Genomic DNA, 25942 nt, shown 5'->3' on the forward strand with positions numbered 1-25942 from the left:
TTTACATTGGCATTCACAGAAAGGATTTCTATAAATGGATGAATGGTTGAAGGGATGTTAAACCGTTCATTATTTTTATGACCACTTTCTCTCTCAGTGACTCTGTTCTCGCACCCGCCTCTCTCCCCACCGCTTCTGAATCTTCCCGTTGCAGTTGTCGGGCCTGTCGATCGGCCCGGGGTGGCAGCACCAACGGCAGCTCAGCCCCCACCCGCCCCCTAGCGGCCGGCAGCGGTTCGCCTGTGGTGGATACGATCATTGCCACCACTGACTCAGGCGCTCCCGACAAGTGGCCCGTGGGCCCCGGCGGCACCATCACCTACAGCTTCATTTCCCCTGCCACCGTTAGTACCTATAACGCGAGTCAGGATGAAACTAACATCCAGGAGGTCGAAGAGTCCGTTAAAAACAACGTGCGGGCAATCTTTCGCCACTACAGCGAAATTGTGCCGCTGAATTTTGTGGAAGTGGCGGACTCCGCAGACAGCAAGGTACGGATCGTTTACTCCCAGGGACCAGGGCCAGAGGGCAATGCTTACGCCTACTATCCCAGCAATTCCGAGCGGGGCGGCGCAGTTCACCTCCAGCCCGCAAACAACAGCGACCCGAGCACGGCCTTTACCTCCGGCCCCGGCAGCTATGGCTACTCGACGCTGATCCACGAAATTGGTCACGCCTTGGGCCTGAAGCACCCCGGAAACTACAACGCCACCGCCAACCAGGATCCTGGCCAACCCGCAGAAAACGCAGGTGAAGAACCGTTTCTTGATTCGGCTCGCGACAATATCGTGAACACGGTCATGAGCTACAACGGCGATGCTCAGCAGGACAAGGGATTTGCGGATCCTTCAACGTTGATGGCGTTGGATATTGCCGCGTTGCAGTTCTTGTATGGCACCAATCGCGGTTCACGGGCAGAAAACACCACCTATCGCCTAGATTCCAGTAATCTCCGCACGGTGCAAGCGATTTGGGATGGTGGGGGCAATGACACGGTGGACGCATCGGCCCTCCCGGCAGGCGATTACCTGTTTGATCTGATCGATAACGGCCGCTTGACGGAGCGTTCTGCCTTGGGCGCACGTATTTACAAGGGCAAAAACGAACCGACCGGCCCCGACTACCAAGACATGGGCTACGGCTGGGTCGTTGGGATTGGGGCCAATTTGGAAAACGTGGTTGGCACGGCTGGGACTGATGAAATTTTGGGCAATGCCTTGCCGAATGTCTTGCAAGGGGGCGCGGGCAATGACCAAATTTCCGGGCGGATTGGCCCAGATACCCTTGATGGCGGGGCGGGTAATGACCTGCTGCGGGGTGGTTTTGGGTTTGATGTGTTGATTGGTGGCCCTGGTGACGACATCCTGTCGGGCGATCGGGGACGGGATCAACTGACCGGGGGCGATGGAGCCGATATCTTTGTGTTGCGGACGAGCACCCCTGCGCCCACGCCGGAAGTGACGGATATTTTGACGGACTTCACCCCAGGGGTCGATCGCATCGGTTTGACGGATGGATTCTCTCCCTCGGCCGTGGCCTATGCGCCCTTTACGCTCAACGGTCAGGCTGGAACCATGATGAGTATTGCGGGCAGCAGCAATGCTTTCTTGGCCTTTGTGCCCGGCGTGGGAGCTGAGGCGATCGGGGCGGCCCTGATTGCCTCACCGGTTCCCTAAGCGCGATCGATCGGGATCATTGATTCGCAGGTTCGCAGGTTCGCAGGTTCGCAGATGCCTGAGCCGATCGCGGGTCGATCGGGCTTGGGAGCTGCCCGCTTTGAAATTTTGCCCGGAATTTAACCCCTAATGTCGGGTCGGATTCGATCGGCTGAAAGGGTTATTTTTCGGGCATAGGGCAGCCGAAATAACAAGACCACAATTGCCAATTAAGGATTGCAAACAACTGGCATCCGTCTTTGGGCGATCGTCGTCTGCTATGTTAAATGCGACAATTCAGCGACGCGTCCCAAGCCTGAGCGGTGCGGGACGTTTTTTTTCAGGTCATTTTTCACCCGGATTGATTGTTCAGGGTGATTGAAATTTGACCTTCGGGAAAAACCAAAAATAATGCCGACCCAAACTATCTTGGGTCGGCCAGGGATGATTTAGATGATTCAGCAGATCAACTTTTTGCCAAACCTGTAACCAAACAGGCAAAGGAAAAAAGCATTGAACCCATTGGGGGCTAAATCATCGGAAAAATTCAAAAACCCCAAGGTTCCGAGGCAACAACTAGGCAGCTTTGGCGAAGTTTTCAGCCACAAACTCCCAGTTGATCAGCTTGGTTACGAAATCGCTGATGTAGTCGGGACGGCGATTTTGGTAATCCAAATAGTAGGCATGTTCCCAAACATCCATGGTCAGGAGGGGAATTTGGCCGGCGGTCATGGGGTTTTCGGCGTTGCCGGTTTTGGTCACCTTGAGCGTGCCGTTATCGAGCACCAGCCAAGCCCAACCACTACCGAATTGGGTAGCCCCGGCGGCTTTGAATTGGGTCACGAATTCATCAAAGCTGCCGAAGTCAGCCACAATTTTGTCCAGCAGTGCGCCGGCCGGTTGGCCGCCACCGTTGGGCTTAATGCTGTTCCAGTAGAAGCTGTGATTCCAGGCTTGGGCAGCGTTGTTGAAGATGCCAGCTTTGGATGCATCACCAGCAATGGCTTTGATTACGTCTTCGATCGGCTGTGCGTCCAGCTCAGTCCCTTCAACGGCCTTGTTGTAGTTGGTGACGTAGGCGGCGTGGTGCTTGTCGTGGTGGAACCCGAGGGTTTCCTTGCTGATGTAGGGTTCCAGCGCCGTGTAATCGTAGGGCAGGGCAGGAAGTTGGTAAGCCATGATTGCAGTGCTTTCTCTTGGTGCTTCTCTCGGTTCTTGGCGATTGCACGGTTGTTGGCGGCAGACTGGGGCGATCGCACGCCACCGGCCAGCCGATTAAAACAACTTCTGGCGAGCAAAACAGCCGCCCTCTAGGGTATCGCAAAATCTGTGCATCCCGTGCAGGGACAAGTTTGCTGGTTGGTCTTGGCCGATGGGTTGAAACCGTTCACCGGGCTGGGTCTTGGCTGGGCAATCACCCAGCTCAAATCACCCAGCTCAAATGGTTCAGCCCAGTCGATCGGGTTTTTCCGGTTCTAGCTCTGCAATTTCTAGATTTGTGATCTCTAGATTTGCGATCTCTAGTCTGCGATGCCAAACACCTGGGGCACAAAGCTGCCATGCAGACCATAAGGAACATGGTGCTTGAGTTTCAACCGAGCCACCAGGGACAGATCCTGAGCGGCCAGGATGATCAGATCGGAGGCGTGGCGCTCGGCATTGTAGGCCAGCAGCAACACCCAACCATCGTCCTCTTGGGTGGCTTGGGGATTGGGAACGAACAGAGGTTCACCGCCAAAAACCCGCGCGCCCAGGTCAAACAGGGACCGATCGCCCGTTTGCAAATCCAATTTCAACACCGCTTGCAGGGGCGCGTTGCCTTGGGGCGATCGGGCTGCCCCGATATATAGGTAGCGATGTTCATGGCCCACGGCATTGGGGTGCAAGCTGGGAAATTCACAGCAGCGACTTTCGATGCAGTGCGATCGCACCCGATCGGTGGTCAAGTCCATTTCAAATCGCCAAAGCTGTCCTTCCGGCAGGCTACCAAAATCAACCGATCGGAAGTCTGCGCCCGGTTCCAGGGTTGGGAACGAGTCATAGCAAACGGAATCGATCGTGATTTGTTGACCATCGGGGCTTTCAAAGGCGTTGCCGTGGTGAAACACAAAGCAAGGCGGCACATCCAGCACGCGCACCGCTTGGCTCGGATCCCGAGGAATCAGCAGGGCCCGAGTGGGTTGTTTGGGGTCAAATTCCAGGCATTGCCCCGCCCCTTTGAATCCCAGCATGAAAGGCAGCGGATTAAATTTGACGGGATTTTGGAAAAAGATGCACCAATGGGGAGTGATGGCAAAATCATGCAAAAAGGCAAATCCCGGCACGCTACGGGTTTGGCGGCTGGCGAGTTTTCCCGCTTCGTCTAATTCATAGATCGTGATGTTGGTGGAAAGGCCGGGCTTCACGGCAAAGTTCACGAAGCGCCGATCGCCCGCCGAGTTGGGACTCATGGCCCAGCGGTTGGCTCCGGTGGCTGTTTCGGCCGCGCCGGGAACCGTGCCAGGATCAATGCGGGCATGGGCGGCAAAGGCATCGCCGGGCTTCAGCAGTCCATCGATCGAATCCAGCCCGATCGTCTCCAGGGTTTTCGGATCCAAACGGTGGGGTTCGGCCGCTTCCCAAAGGGCCCAGAGTCGATCGGCCCAATACATCACATGGGTATTGGCAATATTTTTAATCTTCAGATCCAACAAATTCGCCAGCCAACCGCCGGCCTTTTGCGTACCAAACACGCCGCGATAGAGAATTTTGCCGGCTGCCTGTTCGGCCAAATAGCCTTCGGTGCGCACAAACCGATTGCGAAAATGGGCCCGACCATTTTGGAAGGTAATTTGGCAAATCATCCCATCCCCATCAAAGGGATGTCCGATCGGCTCGCCGGCCACATCCAGCAGGCCGGGGCCATTGCGAAACAGCGTGCCGGTGAGGTTGCTGGGAATTTCCCCTTCAATGTCATCAATCCAGGTCTCAAACTCTTGGGGTTGAGATTCATAGCCCCGCTGCCAGTCCGCGAGACTATAGGGCACTGGTTTTGATGAGGTTTTCGTTTCAAGGCTTTGCATGGATCGCGGTCAAATCGAGTTGGGTGGCGGTTGCAGAAGACCCGATCGGGCGACCAATTTCGGAGCAATCGCGGCCCATGGGTGACCGCAATGCACAATCACAATGGACAATCACACAGGGCGATCGCTCCAACGCCCAATCCGTAAGGCTTGCTTCTCTAGTCTAATGGTCTGTCTTGTCTGGAACCGCGCAGAACCGGCAATTCTCGGGCAATTAGCCCCTATTGGTGCAAATCGCGATCAAGTGAATTTTGTTTCGGGTCAAAGTTGATCTTTTAGGTATTCCAGATATTTATCAAAGATTTTCAGGTGCGTTTTCGTGTTTTTTGCTTAATTTTTGCTTTAATTTGTATTATCCAAATAATCATTCAAATTCAATCATTTTAATTTTATCTTGATTTTATTTTGATTTGATCTTTATCGGCTTGTTCTCATGAGAATTCATGGATTTTCATGAGTTTTGATGGTCAGATTTTAAGTATAAACCCGATCAAATTGGTCAATCTTCAAAAACAATCAAGGCAATAATTAAGTTGTTTTATTATCTAGAAAATGACTTCAAGGATGAATCTCAGTCAGGGTATTATTCAGAATTTAGCGCTGATCTTTCAGGTGACTATGGGCAGGGGGTGAGGTCGTTATCATGATTGGGGATCGTTGCGATCGCCCATGATAATTATTCATCCCCACTATTTATTGATTGATCAATCTCTTTGGGGTTTCCGGGATTTGTCTCAACTTTCCTGATTCTTAGCAGTCATTCGGAGAGCAGAGACCACAATTCCTGAACCTAAAAATCAGGGAGCAAAGTGGCTGTCCTTCAGGTTTGAGCTTTAAGAAACATCAGCCGCTTTGGCCCTGATAGAAAAGACAATAGCCTCTTCATCAAGCAAGGGTTGCGGGGCAGTAACCCAAACCAGCAATAAATTGCTTGCAGAATTCCTCTATTTCTTCCTTGTCCGGACGACCGTGGGAAATGACGGCTACCTGATGACGTTCCATGACGGAAATAGGAGACTGACCCAATTCAAGGCTCCAGAGCACAACTTTGAGCTGCGGCGAGGGCAAGTAAGGCGAGCCTAATTCTTGCAAAAAGGCTTGCAAATCGAGATGGGCTTTGGAAATGAGCGGCGAAAACAACTTGAGACGCAAAATCCATCCATCAATCTGATGGAGAACGGTGACAAATTGCAGAGAGGAGCGCCAGGAGGTGCTGACATGCTCGATCGCTCGGAGCGTTAGACTGGCGTTGGCGAAGCGGTAGAGGTATTCCATGGCCCGAGCTTGGATTTCCAAGCGATCGATACATTTAATATTCTCTCAAGATTTACGTTTCTTGACTTAAAATCTTAAGCGATTCTTACAAAACGTGACTATTCCCTTTTTATGGGATACATCAACGACCCCGATCGATCGCTGGACGGCTATCACTACGAGCTACCCAATGATCGAATTGCCCAAAACCCGCGAGAACCCCGCGATCGATCGCGATTGCTGGTGGCCACCTCGCCCCATGAGATTGTTCACCGACAGTTTCGCGATTTGCTGGAATTCTTAAGACCCGGCGATCTGTTGGTGATGAATGATTCTTCCGTGATTCCAGCTCGGCTCCATGGCCACAAGGCCAGCGGAGCGGCGGTGGAAGTGTTGTTGCTGGAAGCGCGATCGCCCGATAGCTGGCTGGCCCTGGTGCGGCCCGGCAAGCGACTGCCGGTGGGAACCCAAATTGAATTTGACCCACCGCCCGGTATGGCACAGGCGAATCTGACAGCAGCTCCGACAGCAACTCCGACAGTCGCCAAACTATCGGCTGAAGTGGTGGCCGTTGACCGGAACACGGGGGGCCGCCTGCTACGGTTTCAGTTGCCGCCAGGGGTCAACTCTCTGCTGGAAATTCTGGATGCTTGGGGCGAAATGCCGCTGCCGCCCTACATTACCGATTCGGCGGCCCCGCCCGATCGCTACCAAACGGTTTATGCCCGCGATCCCGGTTCGGCGGCGGCTCCCACGGCCGGCTTGCACTTCACCCCAGAATTACTCGATCGCCTGAGTGCCGCTGGTGTGGGGCGGGCTTTCGTGACGCTGCATGTGGGCGTGGGAACGTTTCGTCCCGTGGCCAGCCCAGATATCACCGCCCACAAAATGCATGAGGAATGGGCCCTGCTGTCCGAAGAGGTGGCCGAAAAAATTCGGACGACTCGGGCCAATGGCGGCCGGGTATTTGCGGTGGGCACAACGGCGGTGCGAACCCTGGAGTCCGCCGCACGCCATGGCCAAGTGGAAGCGTTTTGCGGCAAAACAGATCTGTTTATTTATCCCGGCTATCAATGGCGGGTTGTGGACGGCCTGATCACCAATTTCCACCTACCCCGATCGAGCTTGATGATGCTGGTGGGGGCTTTTGTGGGACGGGCCCGTCTCTTGGAGCTATATCAGGCTGCCTTGGATGCGCCAGCGGATCCCTACCCCGATCGTTACCGGTTCTACTCCTTTGGAGATGCCATGTTGCTGCTGCCGGATGCTTGCATCGCCCCCCGTTTCGAGACTGAGGACTAATCAACGCTAGACTGGTGGCAAGACCAGTCCAGATTCGGCAGCTATCTCCTCATTCCATTCCAATCTCTGCCTGAGCCGGTTTTTCTCCAACGCCCTGTCAATTCGTTTGTTTTCCCATTCCTTGTAAACCTAGGGATTCCCGGCCAAAATCTCCTCCCAAATCCCTAGGCAAGCCGAAATCTCAGGCCCAAATCTTCAGGAAAGCTGGTTGCAAATCCATCAGGATTCGCCCCCATACTCCTTGGAAAGATCCAGAGAATCCAGCGCATAACTTACCGGATCGCCACTGATCGCCACACACCATGCCATCGCTTCTTTTAAATAGCCTGCCTGCAACTGAGAGGAGGGTTTCAACGGCCCGGGCGATCGCCCAACTCAGGGATAGACGGCTGGTACAAAACGTAATAGAATCCAGCTCGACTGTCACCGGTACAGTCATTTTTGGCGAAGCAACTTCAGTTCCTGACCTTGTGGGGGCTTAAAACGTGGGTCTTTTTAATGGCTTCTCCTTGTCTCGGGATATGGGCATCGACCTCGGGACGGCCAATACCTTGGTGTATGTGTCCGGCAAGGGCATCGTGCTCCAAGAGCCGTCCGTCGTGGCGATCGATCAAGACAAGCGAGTCCCCCTAGCGGTTGGCGAAGATGCCAAAAAGATGTTGGGTCGAACGCCCGGCAACGTCATGGCCCTGCGGCCCCTGCGTGACGGGGTAATCGCCGACTTCGACACAGCGGAGTTGATGCTGAAGCACTTCATTCGGCGCGTCAACGAAGGCAGAGCTCTGGTGCCACCCCGAATTGTGATCGGAATTCCGAGCGGCGTGACCGGCGTGGAGCGGCGAGCCGTCATGGAAGCGGCACACCAAGCCGGAGCCAGAGACGTTTACTTGATTGATGAACCGGTCGCAGCGGCGATCGGGGCCGGTCTGCCCGTGGCAGAACCCACCGGTAACATGATCGTAGACATCGGCGGCGGCACAACCGAAGTTGCCGTTCTCAGCTTGCAGGGAACGGTGTTGAGCGAATCCGTGCGCGTGGCGGGCGATGAACTCAGCGAATCCATCACCCAATACATGAAAAAAGTCCACAACCTCGTCATTGGGGAACGGACAGCGGAAGAAGTCAAAATCCAAATTGGCTCTGCCTACCCCAGCAACGAAGATGACGTGGTGTTGGAAGTGCGCGGACTGCACCTCCTGTCCGGTTTGCCTTGCACCGTTGCCGTAAAACAGGGCGAAGTGCGCGAAAGCATGTCGGAGCCGCTGTCGGTGATTGTGGAAGCCGTGAAGCGGACTTTGGAACGAACCCCGCCGGAATTGGCCTCAGACATCATCGATCGGGGAATTATGCTGGCGGGCGGCGGCGCGTTGCTCAAGGGACTAGACACCCTGATCAGCCATGAAACGGGCATCGTGGTTCACGTGGCTCCCGATCCGCTGAGCTGTGTGGTGTTGGGAACCGGTCGCGTTCTCGAAAACTTCAAACAATTAGAGCGGGTCTTTAGTGGCAGCTCGCGTAATCTCTAAGACCGACTGAAGCACCTGACCTCCGCTAAGGTGGAGGTGCAGTCAAAGCCTGCGTTGCATAGTTTGCATCTACAGTTGCACAGTCTACATTCAGTTTGCATTCAGCCTGAGCCTGCACTGTTCAGCTTCTGTTGTTCAGCTTGCATTGCTCAGCCTGTACTGCACTGATCTTGGCTGACCCCAATTCACCGTTTCCTTAACCGGTATCGATTGGCCCTTACCAACCACCGTTCGTCATGGGCAATCACGGGTCGCCCACCTTGGTTAGACGGGAGTAGCCCGGAATGCATCACCGCAAGTCCTGGAGCCAACCCGCCAACAAACCCCTTAATTTCAGGATTAATCAGCAACTTTCGTGGGCAAGCAAGCCACTCAATTTCTAGAACGGAGCGCTGGTCGTGTATGACGTTCGACGATGGTGGGGGCGCAATTGGCTAAAGGCAGTCCTAGCCGTCGCTGCACTGGGCTTAGCCCTTGGTGTGCGACAGAGCCGGGCCGGTTTTTTGGTGGAAGCCTACCGGGCCTTGACGTTGCCCCTGCACCTGGGAGCACCTTCTCAAAGTGACCTCGCGGATGCCCGAGTCCGTGAACTTCAGCAGCGGCTTGAGGAGGTGGAGAGCCGCAATGCTCAGTTGCAAACCCTGCTGAATTACCGTAAAACCCTGCCCGTGGAAGGCATTGCATCGCCGGTCATTGGCCGCAGTGCCGATCGCTGGTGGCAACAAATTACCTTGGGCCGCGGCGCAACCGATGGCATTCAACAGGGGGCGATCGTCATGGCTCCTGGGGGCGTGGTGGGCCGTGTCACGGCCGTGACTCCCCACACCAGCCGGGTGCTGTTGGTTAGCGATCCCGGCAGCCGCATTGGCATCTCGGTGACCCGATCGCGCTATATGGGTTATCTCCGGGGCAAGAGCGATCGCACGGCAACGGTGGAATTTTTTGACAAGTTGCCCGATGTGAAACCAGGCGACGCGATCGTCACCTCTGCCTACAGTCAATTCTTCCCAGCGGGCTTGCCGATCGGGCGCATCGTCGCGATCGACACCAAGAAATCCCTCGCCCCGGAAGCGGTGGTGGAACTATCCGCTCCCCTGAGCACGTTGGAATGGGTGACTGTCTTGCCCCATAACCCAGAACTCTTTCAGCAGTTCCAGGAACCCGCCCCCGCAACGCCCAGCGGATCGGGGAACCCCAAGCCTAACCCCAATTCCGGAACCAACCCAGCACCCAAGCCGCCCGCAACGCCCCGCGCATCGGCCAACTAACCCACCCTTGATTAGCCCACCATTGATTCGATCGGCATGGTTGCCGTCTAGGCCTTGAACGGAATCAAGCAAAAACCCCAACTACGCGATATTCTCGATCGCTACCCTGTGCTGGTGCAGGTGGCGATTAACGTTGCCGTTTCGGCCGGCTCCTTGTTACTTTGCGCTGCCCTTACGCCGCTGCGGCTACCCGGACTGGAACTACTGGGGGTAGGCGTTGACTGGCCCCTAATTTGGGTTGTGAGCTGGAGTGTGGGTCGCCCCTGGTGGGTGGCCATCTTCGGTGGCGTGGTGGCGGGCCTGCTTCAGGATGGGATGACGGAGTTTTGGCCCAGCCATGTTTGGGGGTTGGCCCTGGTAGCCCTGCTGACGGCCCGCATCCACCAACGCGCCACCACCACGGCCTGGGTGATGATTCCCCTAACCACCTTTGTTTTGGTGGCGGTTTCGGAAACCACGATGGCGGCTCAATTTGCCTATCTCTACGGCCGCGACGCGGGCGACGTGTGGGCGCTGCATCAAAAGGTCACGCTTTGTTCTGCGATTCTCAGCAGTTTGTGGTCGCCGGTGGTGTCCTGGCCCTTGGGGCGTTGGTGGCGGATGATGGAATCCTTGGGCAATCGTTGAACCCCAGCCTTCTCCTCCAGAATTTCCCCCTCCTTGAGCACCCCCTTTCCAAGCCCCCCTTCTACAATCAATCCTAGAAAGCAATCAACCATAGATCCCGGTCTTGCCCCCACCTGTGTTTATTAGTGTCATCATTCCAACTTATAACCGCTTGCCCATCCTCCAAAAGTGCCTGTTGGCCATGGAGCATCAACGGTGGCATAGCCCCGACCTGATCGCGGGCTATGAAATTGTGGTGGTGGATGATGGCTCGACGGATGGCACGGTGGCTTGGCTGTCGGAGTCGCGCGATCGCCTGCCCCATGTGCGCTTAATTGAGCAGGATCATGGCGGGCCCGCTGCGGCCCGGAACCGGGGCTTGCGGGCGGCCAAGGGAGATACGATCGTCTTCATTGACAGCGATTTAGTGGTGCTGGAGGATTTTTTGCAGTGCCATGCCCGAGCGCTGGCGGCAGCTCAGACCCGATCGGGTGGTGATGCCTATTTCACCTACGGGCGGGTGGTGAATACTTGCAATTTTGACGATCCCACCGCTGAACCCTTCAAGATCACGGATCTTTCCCGTGCCTTTTTTGCAACGGGAAATGTGGCGATCGCGAAGCATTGGCTCGATCGCGCGGGGGCCTTTGATGAGCGCTTTACCCTCTATGGCTGGGAAGATTTGGAATTGGGGGTGCGGCTCAAGGCTTTGGGCGTGCGCCTCATTCCCTGTCCGGAAGCCGTGGGCTATCACTGGCATCCTCCCTTCAGCCTCGATGAGATTCCGGGCCTGATTCGGCGGGAAATGGAACGGGGCCGAATGGGCATTGAGTTTTATCGCAAGCATCCCACCTGGAATGTACGCTTGATGATTCAAATGACTTGGCTGCATGTGGCCCTGTGGGGGTTGCTGTCCTTGGGCGGCCGCTTAAACGAGCACACGCTTCGCCCCCTGTTGCAGTGGTTGATCGATCGGGGTCGGCCGCAACTGGCCCTGGAGGTGGCTCGGGTTTTCCTCAACTGGTACAACGTGCAGGCGGTTTATCGGGCCCGATCGGGCGTGGAAGTTGCCCCCTAACGTCAGTAATTGTCAGGCAACCAGGCCGCACCGGCCAGGAAAATTCGTCCGGAATTCGCCATTTTTTTGGAGTCGGTCTGGATCCGCAAGATCCGCGATCGCCCATATCATAGGAAACGCCCCGTTGAAAACACCCCTTGGGTCAGCTTTCGTCGCGCCATGAGCAACGCCACCCTCCATTCCAAAGTCGCCGTCGGTTTGTCCGGTGGAGTCGATAGTTCAACCACGGCCGTGTTGCTGAAAGAGCAGGGGTTTGAAGTCCTGGGTGTCACCCTTTGGTTGATGCGCGGCAAGGGCCAATGCTGCTCGGAAGGCATGGTGGACGCGGCCCAACTCTGCGAAAAATTGGGCATTACCCACCATGTGGTGGATATTCGCGACACCTTTGAAAGCTACATCATTGATTATTTGGTGGATGGCTACCAAAGCGGCACCACACCGCTCCCCTGTTCCCAATGCAACAAGGCGGTGAAGTTTGGCCCCATGTTGCGCTATGCCCGCGAGGAGTTGGGAGCCGATCGCATTGCCACCGGTCACTATGCCCGCACGGACTACGACCCGGATCAAGGGCGTTATCAATTGCTGCGGGCGCTCGATCGCAACAAGGATCAATCCTATTTCCTCTACGACCTGGATCAGGACGTGTTGGGCGCGGTGCTCTTTCCCCTGGGGGAATATGACAAGGCCCAAACCCGGGAGTTTGCTCGCAAGTTTGGGCTGCATGTGGCCGACAAGCCTGAAAGCCAAGACCTGTGCCTGGTTGAGGCCCATGGTTCCATGCAGGCCTTCCTCGACAAGTACATCACCCCCAAGGCGGGTGAGATTGTGGATCTCGATGGCAAGGTGTTGGGCCAACACGAAGGCATTCATCACTACACGATCGGGCAGCGCAAGGGCATTGGCATTTCAGCGCCGGAACCGCTTTACGTGGTGGCGCTGGATGCGGTGCGAAATCGAGTGGTGGTGGCCACGCGCGATCGAGCCACCCGCCCCAGTTGCACGGTCAGCCGTGTGAATTGGGTGTCGATCGCTCCGCCCCGCACCCCCATTCACGCGGAGGTGCAAATTCGCTACCGATCGCCCGCCGTGCCGGTCATGATCGTGCCCTTAGAGGGGGGCGATCAGGTGAAGCTGGTGTTTGATGAGCCACAATTCAGCGTCACGCCGGGTCAAGCGGCCGTTTGGTATCGGGGTGAAGTGTTGCTCGGCGGCGGGATCATCGATCGCTTCGAGGACACGGCCAGCTCAAGCGCCGGTTAAGCCAGCTTAAGGCTGACTTCAAGCTCAGGCTAACCGCAAGCTAAGAACGGCTAATGGATCTGTTCTAGGATTCCATCTCGCCATTGGTGTCGATCGTCCAAGGCCAGGCGTTAGGATAGCAGGAGTCGCCGTTCCCGATCGAGCCTGATCAGAGCCATGTTGTCCGTGCCGTCTCCCCTTGCCAAAGCCGCGCCCCTGGCCGACTCACGCGACTCCTTCGCCATTACCTTTGCGCCCCTTTCGCTGGACGCGGTATATCGCTTGGCCGATGACCCGGCCAACGGCGCGATCGTGGTGATGAATGGCACTGTGCGCCAAGAAACAGACGGCAAACCCGTGGTGGCCCTGGATTATCAAGCCTACGAACCCATGGCGATCGTTATCTTTCAGCAAATTGCCGCCCAGATTCGCCAACGCTGGCCCGTGGTGAATCGGGTGGTGATTCACCATCGGATCGGCAAGCTAAAAATTGGCGAAATCAGCGTGCTGGTGGCGATCGGGTCTCCCCATCGATCGGAAGCTTTCGAGGCCTGCCGCTACGCGATCGACCAACTGAAGCACAACGCCCCCATTTGGAAAAAAGAATTTTGGGCCGATGGTTCCAGCAACTGGGTCAGCATCGGCGCTTGCGAACAAACCGGCGACTGTTAGGCCACCGCTAGGCGACCGTGAATCGATGATTGGTCGATTATTGGTCGATCGTTAGTCGGTTTTTTCTGGGCTACCGCAATTGCAGAATTTTGATGGTGACGGCCATGCTTTCTTCATACAGCACCTCCCGGCCCCAACGCTGAAGCTGTTGGGCCATCAGCAATTCTGCCTTTTGATCGGGCAAAGCCGTCACCTGCTCGGTGCGGGCCGATTGGGCACTGCCCCCCGCCTCCATCCGCATACAGCCCGTCATTTCCGAACAAAGAATCGTGGCACAGTCAGCATTGGGATTGGTGGAAGCCAAACGCAGCCCAATCAAATCCCCCGGAATTTCACCCACATCGGCCGTGGGAATGGCGGCCAACTCTGCTTGGATCGATCGCCCGTCACCGCGTTCAAAATCCACATATACCAAGTCATAGTCACCGCCCGTGGCCCGATAGGCGATCGGCTCCCACCCCAGGCGGCTCGCAAACCACCCGAGGAACATCAACGCTTGGGCCGCGCTGCCTTTTTCGTAATCGATCGAGATTCGATCGACCTCCCCCAGCCACATCCGCCGCTCCGGGGGATCAAACGAAGCCGCCGTCAGCTCCTGCCAGAGGGACAGCCGGTGCCAATTCAAATCAGCAATGTAGGTTTCCTGATCAATCAGCGACTGAATTTTCAAAAATTCCGCCTCGGGATCGCTGAAGTAAGACGAATCCAAAATCAGGCAATTGGCCGTTTCCGCCAGGGTTTGGAACAGGCCCTGTTCAGGATTGGGCGTGGCCTTCCACCAGGCAAACTTCGGCAAATCAGGAATCAACAACGACACCACCAAATCGGCAACCCGCTCCAGGGCCTCCTTGGTTCCGCGTAGCGTGATGTATTCGCAGCAAACCAAATTCCGACTCTTGCTCTTTTGCACGGGGCAATAGGCGGACACTTGGGCAGTTACCCCTTCATCGGGCCCCAGGGTGGGACAAAGGGCAATGATCCGAGAAGGATTTTGCGCCGCGATCGCATCGCTGACGGTGGCCCCGCGCAAATCTAAATTGGGGGAGCGCGTTTGCCCAAAGCTCACGTGGTCTTCGCGCAAGGCCCGCAGGGTGTCCATATCCACGCGCCCGGTTGCCCGAAACCCATAGGCCGACTGGGCCAACTTGATGGCATTACGGGTGTCGGGGCCATGCAACCCATCGATCGCCCCCTTATAAAACCCCAGGGAACCCAACAACTGCTGAAACTCCTCCGGCTCATAAACCACCATGCAGAACGTGGCAGCTCTGGTGGCGATCGCCGCATCACCGGATCCCTGACTCAGCCAAATCTTGTTTAACTCTGCCTCAATTTCCCCGAGCGAAATATCCTTGGGGGTTTGGAGTGTAATCGTTGTGGTCATGGTTTGCCTGCTGAGGGATCTGATTGAAAGATCTGGTTGAGGAATCTGCTTGAGCACGCTGAACGACCTACGGTTCAACGCCTGATTTCCGAATTGCCGAGTTGCAACACCTGATTTCGATAACCTCCCGTTCTGCCTAGAGTCGTCGCCAGTGCCGACCGTCACGCTCCAGCAATAACTCCGCCTCCACCGGTTCCCAAGTCCCCGCTTCATAGAGCGGAATCGTTTCCGGCGGCGCAGGAGCATCCCACAGCCCCAAAACCGGCGTGAGGGCCCGCCAAGAAGCCTCCACTTCGTCATCTCGCGTAAACAGGGACTGATCACCCAACATACAGTCCATCAGCAGACGACCGTAGGCCTCGCCTTGGGATTGGCCAAAGGCACTTTCATAGCGGAAGTCCATATCGACCGATCGCGTCTTCAAGGATGCGCCCGGCATTTTCACCTCAAAACGCATCGAGATCCCTTCATTCGGCTGAATCCGCATGGCCAACACATTCGGGTTAGTTTGGCGCGCCGCCGACGGAAACATCAACAGGGGCACTTCCTTGAATTGAATGGCCACCTCGGTCACCTTTTTCGGCATCCGTTTGCCCGTGCGTAGATAGAAGGGCACACCTTTCCAGCGCCAGTTATCAATGCACAGCTTGAGGGCCGCATAGGTGGGCGTGGTGGAAGTGGGGCTGGCCCCGTCCTCTTCGCGGTAGCCCGGAACCGGCTTGCCACGCATCCAACCGCGACTGTATTGGCCCCGAACGGCGCAGAGATCCAAATTTTGCAGGTCTGCGAGCCGGGTTGCTTGCAGCACTTTCACCTTTTCGTTGCGAATGCTGTCCGCATCAAGGGAGTTGGGCGGCTCCATGGCCGTGAGGCAAAACAGTTGCATCAGGTGGTTTTGCACCATGTCCCGCAGGGCCCCGGAAGTTTCGTAGTATCCGGCGCGTCCTTCCAGCCCCACGGTTTCCGCCACGGTGATTTGCACACAGTCCACAAACTGCCGGTTCCAGAGGGGTTCAAAAATGGCGTTGGCAAACCGAAACACCAACAGGTTTTGAACGGTTTCTTTGCCGAGGTAGTGGTCAATCCGATAGACCTGTTTTTCGGAACAGACGGCCTGCACGACGCGGTTGAGCTGTTGGGCGGTGGCCAAGTCGCGCCCAAAGGGTTTTTCGATCACGAGGCGTTGCTTGTCGGGATCGGCAAGCATCCCGGCAGACCCCAGTTGCTGGATCGCTTCCCCAAAAAATTTGGGCGCTACGGACAGGTAAAAGACTCGGTTGCCCCGAGTGCCTCGGAGTTCATCTAGCTCTGCCAGGAAGGTTTTGAGCTTTTGATAGTCTTCGGGTACGTCAATGTTGGCGGGCCAATAGAACAGGCCTTTGGCAAAGTCTTCCCAAAGGTCGTCGCTTTGGGTTCCGCCACCAAATTCTTCGATGCCTTCGCGCAGGTGCTCGCGGAAGAAGTCGTGGCTCCATTCCCGGCGGGCAACTCCGACGATGGTGAGTTCGGGGGGCAGCCGCCGCTCTAGTTTCATTTGGTAGAGGGCGGGTACCAGTTTGCGCTGGGTGAGGTCACCGGAGGCCCCAAAGATAATCAGGATTTGGGGTTCGGGGATGCGTTCTTGCTGAAGACCAACGCGCAGGGGATTTTCTTGGAAGGTCAGCATTGGGGAAAGTGGGATCTGAAAGGGGCGATCGAGGCGAAAGATCGAGGCTGAATGGGGAAGGGGGTTGGGCAGGAAAATCGATGATCACGGGCCGCGGAGGGAAGGCCGAGGGTCGATCGCCCAGTTGGGGTTTTGAGGGGCTGCTGATCTCGATCGTCAGGGGTTAGCCCGATCCCCGCTGTAGCAAAGATTCCACTCGGTTGACTTCTTCGGGGCTGCCAATAATCAGGGGCGATCGGGCATGGAGTCGATCGGGAATCAGATCCATGATCGGTTTCTGGCCGTCGCTGGCCTGGCCACCCGCTTGCTCAATCAAAAAAGCGAGGGGAGCTGCCTCATACAGCAAACGCAGCTTGCCCTGAGGTTTTTGGCGAGTTCCTGGATAAAGAAACACGCCCCCTTGAAACAGAATGCGGTGCAGGTCGGCCACCAAGGCTCCGCTGTAGCGGGAGGAATAGCCGCCCACTTCTCGAAAATATTGAATGCAGGCTTGGGTGGCTGGCTCCCATTGGCCAAAGTTGCCTTCATTGACGCTGTAGAGTTTGCCGCTGGGGGGAATTTTCAGGTTTTCGTGGCTGAGGATAAATTCGCCAAGGCTGGGATCGAGGGTGAAGGCATGGACTCCGCGCCCGATCGAGTAAACCAGCATGGTGCTGGGGCCATAGAGAATGTAGCCAGCGGCCAGTTGCTTGTGACCCGATTGCAGCAGGTCGGCGGCTTCACCCGTCTCGTCGTTGCCTTCCTGCTGGCGAATGGCGAAGATGGATCCCACATTGAGGTCAATATCAATGTTGGAGGAGCCGTCGATCGGGTCATAAAGCAAGGTATAGCGACCGATCGGGCAATTTTCGGGAATGTAATAGGGGTGCTCCATTTCCTCGGAAGCCAAGCGACAAACCAAGCCACTTTGCTTAAACACCGAGATAAAAACATCGTTGGCGTAGAGATCCATCTTTTTGACGGCCTCGCCTTGGACGTTGGTGCTGCCCGTGAAGCCCAGCGCATCTTCCATCAAACCCGATCGGCTCAGGTGGCGAGCAATGAGCTTGCCCGCCAAGGCAATTCGGTTCATTAGGGCGCTGAGATCTTGGGCATCGGAGCCAAAACTTTGCAGTTGTTGCAGCACATGGCGACCCAGCGTGGTGCAATCTCGATCGAGCGATCGCTCCTGGGTCACGACATAACTGGCGGAATCAACACTGGCAGCATCAGCCATCTCAGAACCTCTCGTGACTGACGACGGAACGACAACGAAACATTGCCCCCGGGGGTCATGCCTTCAGTGTAGGAACCGATTTCCGAAAAGCTGGGGCGTTTTTAGAGAAACTTCATTAGTTCGTCGTAGTCCTTTGCAGTCCGTCGCAATTAACCGATGGATGATCCGCTGCGCCCGTTTGTTGGTGTCCTGGCCAGCATTCAACCAACTTTTCAGCCTCTAAGCGATCGCTCAAAGCCCAGAAAGATCCAAAAACGAAAGGGGCCAAGTCTCGTAGACTGACCCCTTTTCCAGAAGAGTATTGCTATTTCAGCGGAACCAAAACCTTGGTTCCCCGATCGGGCAATTCTGAATTAGGCAGACTGTTTTCCGCCGCGCTCCATCTCTGAAGACTTAGAACGCGTTATGGAAAAACGAGCGCCCACCGCCACCACCGGAGCGAGGCTCCTTAGGACGAGCCTTATTGGCACGGATTTGGCGGCCCATCCATTCTGCTCCATCGAGTTCTTTGATGGCGTGCTCTTCGGCCTGGTCGCTTTCAAGATCGATGAAGGCGAAACCGCGAATTCGGTTCACTTCGCGGTCGATCGGCAGGGTGATACGCTTAACAACGCCATACTCCGAGAAAACTTCTTGGAGATCCTGCTCGGTAGCGTCGTAAGAAAGATTGCCAACGTAAATCGTCATTTGAGTCCGGAACGGTAAAACAAGCGCGTGAAGTCTTCAGTTCAATTTGTCTCATGAGAACTTGGGTTGGCGGACTGGGACACAGTTCCACAAACTAAATTCCCACGCGGTGCTAGGCCCCAAGTCTATTGAGATTGTGCCTGATCGCGATCGCGCTCAAAACAAAAGAAGCTGAAAGGACATCACCATGATAGCGCCCTAAAGGGGTACTACTGGCGTAAACTTGGGAGTTTATTTTGCAATCCGGGGTAAGTCAGGGGTTGGCAGCGGGTAAATGGCTTGGATTTGGGGGCAAATTGCCCCTTCGCGATCGTTACCAATTGTTGACGACCTTTCCCCCCAATTGTCCGGATCCTTTGCGGCCGTGGGCGATCGCCCCGTTGCTTCCCGCCCGGCTCTCAGCCTCGATCCCCCAGGGATCTCTATCTATCTATATAAAGATCCCCGATGGATAAGGATCCCCAATAACCCAGGAACCCTCAGCGGGATCCCGCCCATTGAGCCTTCAGCTTTGGCCGCTCAGGTTCAGACGTTGACGACGGGTTCAGGAATTCGCTGACTCAAATTCACTGACTCAAATTCGCTGACTCAAATTCGCTGACTCAAATTCGCTGACTCAAATTCGCTGACTCAAATTCGCTGACTTGAATTCAGTTACTCGAATCCAGTTACTCGATCGAGATCGACTGAGGGCCGCCGCTGGGGCTGCTGGGTGCAGACTCCGTGGAGCCATTGGGGCGATCGCTCCCCAACTGTTGCTCCAACCAGCTCTTAATTGGATCCTGATTCAGATCTAGGCGCAACAGGCCGGAAGCCAGTCCACCCAAGAAGCTCACGGGCTGTTTGAGGCCTTCTTCAACAAGGGGTTTGAGTTCTTCTAGGAACATAGGGCCGGACACACCGTTTACAAATTGCAAGAATTGCTGTCCAGTGTATCAAGAGGTTTTCGGTTGATGGGTAGTGGAAATCAAGAGTCGATCGCCCCAAGCAACTCCAGCAAGGGCAGCCGCCTCATTACCTCCCTAGTTGCGCCAGCAGTCAAACTCTGGCTGCGATCCCAGGTGGAAGCCGCCACTGAAATCACCGTGCGGCTGGATGGGCGCGATCGAGACATTCTCGCGGGCCGCCTGCCCCAAGCCCAGATCAACGCCGAATCCGTGATCTATCAGGGCTTGCACCTCAGCCATCTCAACCTGCAAGCCACCAACATTGCCGTCAATTTGGGGCAAGTGCTGCGCGGCAAACCCCTCAGGCTACTGCAACCCATTCCCGTCAGTGCGGAATTAAAACTTTTTGCCCCCGACTTGGCAGCCTCTTTGGCGGCTCCCCTGCTGGCCCCGGCGTTGGCGGACTTTCTGGCTCCGCTGTTGGCCCTTTGGGGGCGACCCGTCACCTTCGAGCAACCCCAAGCCACCCTAGCCGGGGGGCAGTTAATTTTGTCAGGGGCGATCGAGCGGCAACCGGTGCAACTCTGCCTGGGGTTGGAATTGGTTGACCCCCAAACCTTGCAACTCTGCAATCCCCAGTGGCTGAACCAGGCAGGTGAGCCGATCGCCCAGGGATCCTCCGTGCGCCTACCCTTAGGCGAAGACGTGGCCATCAACAGCCTGTCGATCGAACCGGAAGGACTCCAATGCACCGGTACTTTGCTAGTGCGCCCTTAATCGATCTATCTATGGCAGTTGTCTATCTATGGCAGTTGCCTATCCAGTTGTCTATCTATTCTATCTATATAGATAGATCAAAATAGATGGGGCAAATTTGACTCAATCCAGTTGGACGAACGGGGAGGCGGGCCCCATCTGGCGGATCTAGCTGCATCGGAATTTAGTGAATGACCAAAGCCGCATCACTGACCAAGCAAAGCCCCCCAACCCGCTTCAAAATCGGGCGAATTAGCGTCACCAACTGATCCAATTGGGTCACATCCTGGCAAGTGGTCAGAATATAGCAATTGCCAAATTCTCGACCTAAATCATTGGTAAATTCTCCCCGATCACCCTTTCCCGAAGCATCGCGAATTACCGTATAACCCGGAAACTTCAGGCCATCCAGCATTTCCAAAATTTCCTCTAGCTCCAAAGAGCTAACAATAATTTCCACACGTTTTGTTAATTGCATATCAACCTACTAGCCAACAAGCCAATCCATGAACCCCAAAAACGCCCCTACAGCCCCAGGATTTTTTCCAGTTCTAAATACAACGGAATTCCCACAATAATGTTGAATGGGAAGGTCAAAGCCAGCGCCATCGAAACATATAAACTCGGATTTGCTTCCGGAACCGTCATCCGCATTGCTGCCGGAACCGCAATATAAGAAGCACTGGCACAAAGCACCGCAAACAGTAGCCCATTGCCTTCACCGATGCCCAGCAGCTTGGCAATCACAATCCCCAACACCGCATTCAGCAGCGGCACAATTACCGAAAAGCCAATTAAAAATAGTCCTGTTTTTTTCAGATCTCGAATTCGTTTGGCAGCAATGATGCCCATATCCATCAGGAAAAACGTCAGCACACCATAGAAGATGCCCTGCGTAAAGGGTTCTAGTTTGTGCCAACCGCTGGGGCCGCTCAGCATTCCAATAATCACGCTGCCCACCAACAGCAGCACAGAGCTATTCAAAAAGGCTTCTCGCAGCACTTCACCCCAAGCAAAGGGATGATCAGGATCGTCCTTATCATCCTTGGCATCAAAAATTCGCACCAAAATTAGGCCGATGATAATGGCGGGTGATTCCATTAGCGCCAAAGCTGCCACCATGTAGCCGCCATAGCTAATGTGCAGTTGATCCAGAAAAGAACTAGCCGTAATAAAAGTCACGGCGCTGATGGAACCGTAGGTGGCCGCAATGGCAGCCGCATTGGGTGGATCCAGGCGAATTCTTAGGATAAAAAATGTGTAAATTGGAACTAAAGAAGCCATCACAATCGAAGCAAGCAGCGTGCCAGCCACCTGCTGAGTAATGCCGCTTTCTAGTAGCTCATAGCCCCCTTTGAACCCGATCGCCACCAATAGATAGAGCGAAAATAGCTTGGGCAGTGGTGCAGGAATTTCCAAATCTGATTTACAGAAAACGGCCAACATTCCCAAGAAAAAGAACAAAATGGGAGGATTGAGAATATTGGAAAGAATCAGTCCACTATCCATCGGCTATCCAGGGCAAAAACTAGAAAGGGATAAATTCCAACCTAGCCCAGGTTTAGGGTTAGGTAAACCTCTGAAACTAATTAAGATTATTCTTCATAATTATTCACTATTATTCGCTTTCACTGATGAAGACTCTCCGCCATAGGTGTCACGGTTCCCCTTGCTTGCGACAGGATCAAGGCTGGATGATGATGAGAAATTGTTTAGAAACTGTTGGTTGTAGTGGGTTCTATGCCTCAAATTGCGCCCTACGGGACTTGGAAATCGCCGATTACTTCCGAAGCGATCGTGGCGGGAACGATCGGGCTGGGCGGTGGCCGTGCAGAAGGCGAAACGTTGTATTGGAGTGAATCGCGGCCGGCTGAGGGCGGACGTGTGGCAATCGTGACCCGATCGCCCGAGGGCCAAACCCAAGATGTGATTGCGGCTCCTTGGAACGCTCGCAGTCGGGTGCATGAGTATGGTGGCGGTGCTTGGACGGTCGATCGGGGCTGGATTTATTTTGTGAACTTTGCCGATCAGCGACTGTATCGCACCCGGCCGGGCCAGGAGCCGATCACCCTCACGCCTGAACAACCCTGGCGCTATGCGGATTTTGTGGTGGATGCCCAGCGCGATCGGGTGATTGGCATCCGTGAAGATCACAGCCAGCCCGATCGGGAGCCAGTGAACGAGTTGGTGGCGATCGCCCTGGATGGATCACAACAGGTGAGCCTATTGGCAACGGGTTGGGACTTTTACGCCTCGCCGGCCCTCAGTCCCGATGGGTCGCAGTTGGCTTGGTTGACTTGGAACCATCCCAATTTGCCTTGGGACAGCACCACCCTGTGGGTGGCGGCGATTGCCGATGATGGCTCCCTGCAAAATTCCCAGATCGTGGCCGGCGGGGCCGAAGAATCCGTGTTTCAGCCCAGTTGGTCGCCCGACGGCCAATTGTATTTTGTGAGCGATCGCTCCGGTTGGTGGAATTTATATCGCCAGGAATCCGATGGCAAGGCGCGGCATCTTTGCCCCATGGAGGCGGAATTTGGCTTGCCGCAGTGGGTTTTTGGGATGACCACCTATGGGTTTGTGGACTCAGAAACCCTTGTTTGTGCCTATACCCAAAATGGTCTGTGGCAATTGGCAAAATTGGCCCTTGCCGATGAAAAACTAACGGTCATTAACCAGCCCTATACTTCAATTTCTGATCCCTTTGTGGCGCAGAATTTTGTCATTTTTGGGGGTGGTTCAGCCGTTAAGTCAGGGGCGATTGTCCGGCTGGATTTGGCAACGGAAACAATCGAGGTTTTGAAAATCAGCAGCACTTTAGAAATTGATTCGGGCTATTTGTCGGAACCGCAATCGATCGCATTTCCCACCACGGGCGATCGGGAAGCCTATGCCCTCTTGTATCTGCCGAAAAATCGTGATTTCCAAGCACCGGATGGCGAAAAGCCACCATTAAAAGTCAAGATTCATGGCGGCCCCACGTCCCAAACTTCCAGTAGTTTGAATTTGTCGATCCAATATTGGACGAGTCGCGGCTTTGCGGTGTTGGATGTGAACTATGGCGGCAGCACGGGCTATGGCCGCGCCTACCATTGCCGGTTGGATGGCCAATGGGGGCTGGTGGATGTGGATGATTGCGTGAATGGTGCGCAATATTTGGTCGATCGGGGATTGGTGGATGGCGATCGCTTGACCATTGCCGGGGGCAGCGCCGGGGGCTACACAACCCTGGCCGCGTTGGCTTTTCGCGACCAGTTCAAGGCCGGAGCCAGCTATTACGGCGTGAGCGATTTGGAAGCCCTGGCCCGCGATACCCACAAGTTCGAGGCCCGCTACCTCGATCGACTGATTGGCCCCTACCCGGAGCGCCAGGATATCTACATTGATCGATCGCCCATTCATCACATCGATCGGCTCAATTGCCCCGTGGCCTTTTTCCAGGGACTTGAAGATAAAATCGTGCCGCCCAATCAAGCGGAAATGATGGTGAATGCGCTTCAGGAAAAGGGAATTCCGGTGGCCTACGTGCCCTTTGAAGGGGAGCAGCACGGATTCCGCAAGGCAGAAAATATCCGTCGCGCTCTGGACGGAGAATTCTATTTTTATGCCAAGGTTTTTGGCTTTGAACCGGCGGAGGCGATCGACCCGATCGAAATTGCTAATTTGGGTGACTCAATGGGTGACTAAACTCCCCAACTGAGCAACAGTCAGCACCTTTTCGGTTAACCAAAGGGCGATCGACCCAATGGCGATTATTAACCCCATGGAAAAATGGGTGCGCTAGCATGGGCAAAAACATCCTATGTTGCACCCAATTTCGTTGGCACGATCGACAACAGCCGATCGCGTCACGGCCACCGATTGGCTCGCTTACTTCCAACAGAATCACAGCCAATTGTTGCCGATTAATTGGCAGCAAACTGGGGGCTTCACCCCCCAAGAACAAAAACGGTTTCGCCAATCGATCGCGATTTTCCAGTTGGGGGAAAGTTCCGAGGGCCATCGGTTGATGCGAACGGTGCGGGCTTGGGTTGCCCAAGGAGCGGATCCCGTTTGGGTGGATGTGTTCAAGTGGTTTGTGCGGGAAGAACAGCGCCACGCGGCGGACTTGGGGCGACTGCTCGATCGCGAGCAGCTTCCCCGCCTGCGACACCACTGGGCCGACGCGGCTTTTCGGTGGCTACGAGGGGGCATGAATTGGGAATTGGCGCTGGCAATGCTGTTAACGGCGGAGGTGATGGGGTTGTTGTATGCCCGGGCATTGCAGGGGGCCACAGACCACCCGATCGCCCAAGCGGTTGCATGGCAAATTGAGTGGGACGAAAGCCAACATTTGCAAATGCAAGGTCAGTTACTGGCCCAATTGCGCCGGGGGCGATCGCCCCTGAATCAAAAGTTGACCCATGTGGCCCATCGTTGGTTTTTGACCCTGACCCTAGGAGCCGTGTGGTTAGATCATCGGCCGGTGTTTCGGGCAGCGGGCTGGACGTTTCGGTCTTTTGCCCAAGCGGCCAGGGCCGAACTCAACCAGGCGATCGACCCGAGGCCCTTGGCAATGCCGCGCCCCATCCTTCACCCCATCTCTCGACAACAACGCTCCAGATCCCAAGATGATTAGACTAGCTATTTCCATTGGCGACCCGGCGGGCATTGGGCCGGAAGTCGTGCTGAAGGCGCTGGCGGATCCGGCGGTGGCAGCTTTGCGGCCGGTACTGGTGGGCAGCCGATCGATTCTCAGCCGCACCTATGCGCAACTTCAGCCGCGCAGTTCCCAGCCGATCGCAGATCCGGCCAAATTGAGGATTCTGGATATTCCGATCGACCCGCTGTTGGAGCGATCGATTCATTGGGGGGTTGAAAATGCGGCCGCCGGAGCCGCCAGCTTCACTTGGCTCGATGCGGCCTTGGCGGCCACGGCGGCCGGCCGGTTTGCGGGAGTGGTCACCGCGCCGATCAGCAAAGCTGCCTGGCATTCAGCGGGCCACGCCTTCCCCGGGCAAACGGAGGTTTGTGCCGAACGGGCCGGGGTCGATCGGTTTGGGATGGCCTTTGTGGGTCGATCGCCCCAAACCGGTTGGAAACTTTGCGCCCTCCTGGCCACCACTCACATTCCCCTGCATCAGGTTCCTGTGGTGCTCACGGCAGAACTGCTCGATCGGAAGCTGGATTTGCTGATCACCATGCTCGATCGAGACTTGGGGATCACGCATCCCACCATCGCGATCGCCGGTCTGAATCCCCACAGCGGCGAAGGGGGACAACTGGGCACTGAGGAGCGCGATTGGCTGATTCCCTGGTTAGCCCAAGCACGCGATCGCTACCCCAACGCCACCCTGCGCGGCCCCATTCCTCCAGACACCATGTGGGTGACAGCGGGCCAAGCTTGGTTTGGGCCCACCCTTCCAGCCGGGTTGCCCGATGCCTACCTAGCGCTTTATCACGACCAAGGATTGATTCCCGTGAAGCTGATGGCCTTCGATCGCGCCGTCAACACCACGATCGGCCTGCCCTTTGTGCGCACCTCCCCCGACCACGGCACGGCCTTTGACATTGCTGGCCAAGGGATCGCCACCCCCACCAGCATGATTGAAGCAATCCATTGGGCGATCGAACTCACGGAAACCCGCAACCAATGGCGCGATCGGGTTGTGACCGCTGCCCACCGGGAATGAACCCGGCTGTTG

General features: G+C 55.6%; 22 protein-coding genes. 12 read left to right on the forward strand and 10 right to left on the reverse strand.

Annotated features, from left to right (window positions below; all coding sequences use genetic code 11):
* The first annotated feature begins 77 nt into the window (after positions 1-77).
* On the forward strand, positions 78-1676 hold the full coding sequence (locus H6F46_RS05805; RefSeq protein WP_190353901.1) for a matrixin family metalloprotease: 1599 nt from the start codon (positions 78-80) through the stop codon (positions 1674-1676).
* A gap of 555 nt (positions 1677-2231) precedes the next feature.
* Here the strand turns inward: H6F46_RS05805 and H6F46_RS05810 are convergent.
* The 3 genes from H6F46_RS05810 to H6F46_RS05820 form a co-directional block, all read right to left on the reverse strand.
* Entirely contained in the window at positions 2232-2834 is a 603-nt protein-coding gene (locus tag H6F46_RS05810) for a superoxide dismutase (protein WP_190353902.1), read from the reverse strand.
* A gap of 341 nt (positions 2835-3175) precedes the next feature.
* Complete coding sequence (locus tag H6F46_RS05815) at positions 3176-4717, reverse strand: carotenoid oxygenase family protein (protein WP_190353903.1); 1542 nt, start codon at positions 4715-4717, stop codon at positions 3176-3178.
* Positions 4718-5602: 885 nt separating this feature from the next.
* Positions 5603-5992, reverse strand: coding sequence for a hypothetical protein (locus H6F46_RS05820; protein ID WP_099533415.1), 390 nt, complete (start codon positions 5990-5992; stop codon positions 5603-5605).
* Positions 5993-6103: 111 nt separating this feature from the next.
* Between H6F46_RS05820 and queA the strand changes: the two genes are divergently transcribed.
* The 7 genes from queA to H6F46_RS05855 all read left to right on the forward strand — a co-directional run bounded on the left by queA (position 6104) and on the right by H6F46_RS05855 (position 13662).
* Complete coding sequence (gene queA, locus H6F46_RS05825; RefSeq protein WP_190353904.1) at positions 6104-7273, forward strand: tRNA preQ1(34) S-adenosylmethionine ribosyltransferase-isomerase QueA; 1170 nt, start codon at positions 6104-6106, stop codon at positions 7271-7273.
* A gap of 521 nt (positions 7274-7794) precedes the next feature.
* A complete protein-coding gene (locus H6F46_RS05830) occupies positions 7795-8799 on the forward strand; it encodes a rod shape-determining protein (protein ID WP_190353978.1) in 1005 nt (334 codons plus the stop codon).
* Between the two features lie 398 nt (positions 8800-9197).
* A complete protein-coding gene (gene mreC, locus H6F46_RS05835) occupies positions 9198-10067 on the forward strand; it encodes a rod shape-determining protein MreC (RefSeq protein WP_190353905.1) in 870 nt (289 codons plus the stop codon).
* 54 nt (positions 10068-10121) lie between these two features.
* Positions 10122-10694 (forward strand): rod shape-determining protein MreD, encoded by a 573-nt coding sequence (gene mreD, locus H6F46_RS05840; protein ID WP_099533334.1) that lies wholly within the window; start codon positions 10122-10124, stop codon positions 10692-10694.
* A 115-nt stretch (positions 10695-10809) separates the two neighbouring features.
* Positions 10810-11751: a glycosyltransferase gene (locus H6F46_RS05845; RefSeq protein WP_190353906.1), complete on the forward strand. Its 942-nt coding sequence runs from the start codon at positions 10810-10812 to the stop codon at positions 11749-11751.
* 159 nt (positions 11752-11910) lie between these two features.
* Positions 11911-13011 carry a tRNA 2-thiouridine(34) synthase MnmA gene (gene mnmA, locus H6F46_RS05850; RefSeq protein WP_190353907.1) on the forward strand — a complete coding sequence of 367 codons (1101 nt, stop codon included), beginning with the start codon at positions 11911-11913 and terminating at the stop codon, positions 13009-13011.
* Positions 13012-13176: 165 nt separating this feature from the next.
* On the forward strand, positions 13177-13662 hold the full coding sequence (locus H6F46_RS05855) for a molybdenum cofactor biosynthesis protein MoaE (RefSeq protein ID WP_370567087.1): 486 nt from the start codon (positions 13177-13179) through the stop codon (positions 13660-13662).
* A gap of 70 nt (positions 13663-13732) precedes the next feature.
* Here H6F46_RS05855 and opcA read toward each other — a convergent pair whose 3' ends face one another.
* The 5 genes from opcA to H6F46_RS05880 form a co-directional block, all read right to left on the reverse strand.
* Positions 13733-15046: a glucose-6-phosphate dehydrogenase assembly protein OpcA gene (opcA, locus tag H6F46_RS05860; protein WP_190353908.1), complete on the reverse strand. Its 1314-nt coding sequence runs from the start codon at positions 15044-15046 to the stop codon at positions 13733-13735.
* 136 nt (positions 15047-15182) lie between these two features.
* On the reverse strand, positions 15183-16712 hold the full coding sequence (gene zwf, locus H6F46_RS05865; RefSeq protein ID WP_099533338.1) for a glucose-6-phosphate dehydrogenase: 1530 nt from the start codon (positions 16710-16712) through the stop codon (positions 15183-15185).
* A 163-nt stretch (positions 16713-16875) separates the two neighbouring features.
* Positions 16876-17928: a class 1 fructose-bisphosphatase gene (gene fbp / locus H6F46_RS05870; protein WP_190353909.1), complete on the reverse strand. Its 1053-nt coding sequence runs from the start codon at positions 17926-17928 to the stop codon at positions 16876-16878.
* A 393-nt stretch (positions 17929-18321) separates the two neighbouring features.
* Positions 18322-18615 (reverse strand): RNA-binding protein, encoded by a 294-nt coding sequence (locus H6F46_RS05875; protein WP_099533340.1) that lies wholly within the window; start codon positions 18613-18615, stop codon positions 18322-18324.
* A gap of 668 nt (positions 18616-19283) precedes the next feature.
* Entirely contained in the window at positions 19284-19502 is a 219-nt protein-coding gene (locus H6F46_RS05880; protein ID WP_099533342.1) for a hypothetical protein, read from the reverse strand.
* A 66-nt stretch (positions 19503-19568) separates the two neighbouring features.
* Between H6F46_RS05880 and H6F46_RS05885 the strand changes: the two genes are divergently transcribed.
* Entirely contained in the window at positions 19569-20279 is a 711-nt protein-coding gene (locus H6F46_RS05885) for a DUF2993 domain-containing protein (protein WP_190353910.1), read from the forward strand.
* Between the two features lie 163 nt (positions 20280-20442).
* On the opposite strand, the gene H6F46_RS05890 is transcribed toward H6F46_RS05885, so the two are convergent.
* Both H6F46_RS05890 and H6F46_RS05895 read right to left on the reverse strand, forming a co-directional pair.
* On the reverse strand, positions 20443-20736 hold the full coding sequence (locus H6F46_RS05890) for a transcriptional regulator (protein ID WP_099533344.1): 294 nt from the start codon (positions 20734-20736) through the stop codon (positions 20443-20445).
* A gap of 47 nt (positions 20737-20783) precedes the next feature.
* Positions 20784-21767 carry a sodium-dependent bicarbonate transport family permease gene (locus tag H6F46_RS05895; protein ID WP_099533345.1) on the reverse strand — a complete coding sequence of 328 codons (984 nt, stop codon included), beginning with the start codon at positions 21765-21767 and terminating at the stop codon, positions 20784-20786.
* Positions 21768-21998: 231 nt separating this feature from the next.
* On the opposite strand from H6F46_RS05895, the gene H6F46_RS05900 reads away from it, so the two are divergent.
* The 3 genes from H6F46_RS05900 (at position 21999) to pdxA (ending at position 25930) form a co-directional block, all read left to right on the forward strand.
* Positions 21999-23945 carry a S9 family peptidase gene (locus H6F46_RS05900; RefSeq protein WP_190353911.1) on the forward strand — a complete coding sequence of 649 codons (1947 nt, stop codon included), beginning with the start codon at positions 21999-22001 and terminating at the stop codon, positions 23943-23945.
* Positions 23946-24060: 115 nt separating this feature from the next.
* Positions 24061-24876, forward strand: a complete 816-nt coding sequence (locus H6F46_RS05905; protein ID WP_190353912.1) for a hypothetical protein — start codon at positions 24061-24063, stop codon at positions 24874-24876.
* Positions 24869-25930, forward strand: coding sequence for a 4-hydroxythreonine-4-phosphate dehydrogenase PdxA (gene pdxA / locus H6F46_RS05910; protein ID WP_099533348.1), 1062 nt, complete (start codon positions 24869-24871; stop codon positions 25928-25930). The genes H6F46_RS05905 and pdxA overlap by 8 nt, the downstream gene beginning before the upstream one ends.
* Positions 25931-25942 lie beyond the last annotated feature (12 nt).

It is taken from the genome of Limnothrix sp. FACHB-1083 (genome assembly GCF_014696485.1).
Classification (GTDB): domain Bacteria; phylum Cyanobacteriota; class Cyanobacteriia; order CACIAM-69d; family CACIAM-69d; genus CACIAM-69d.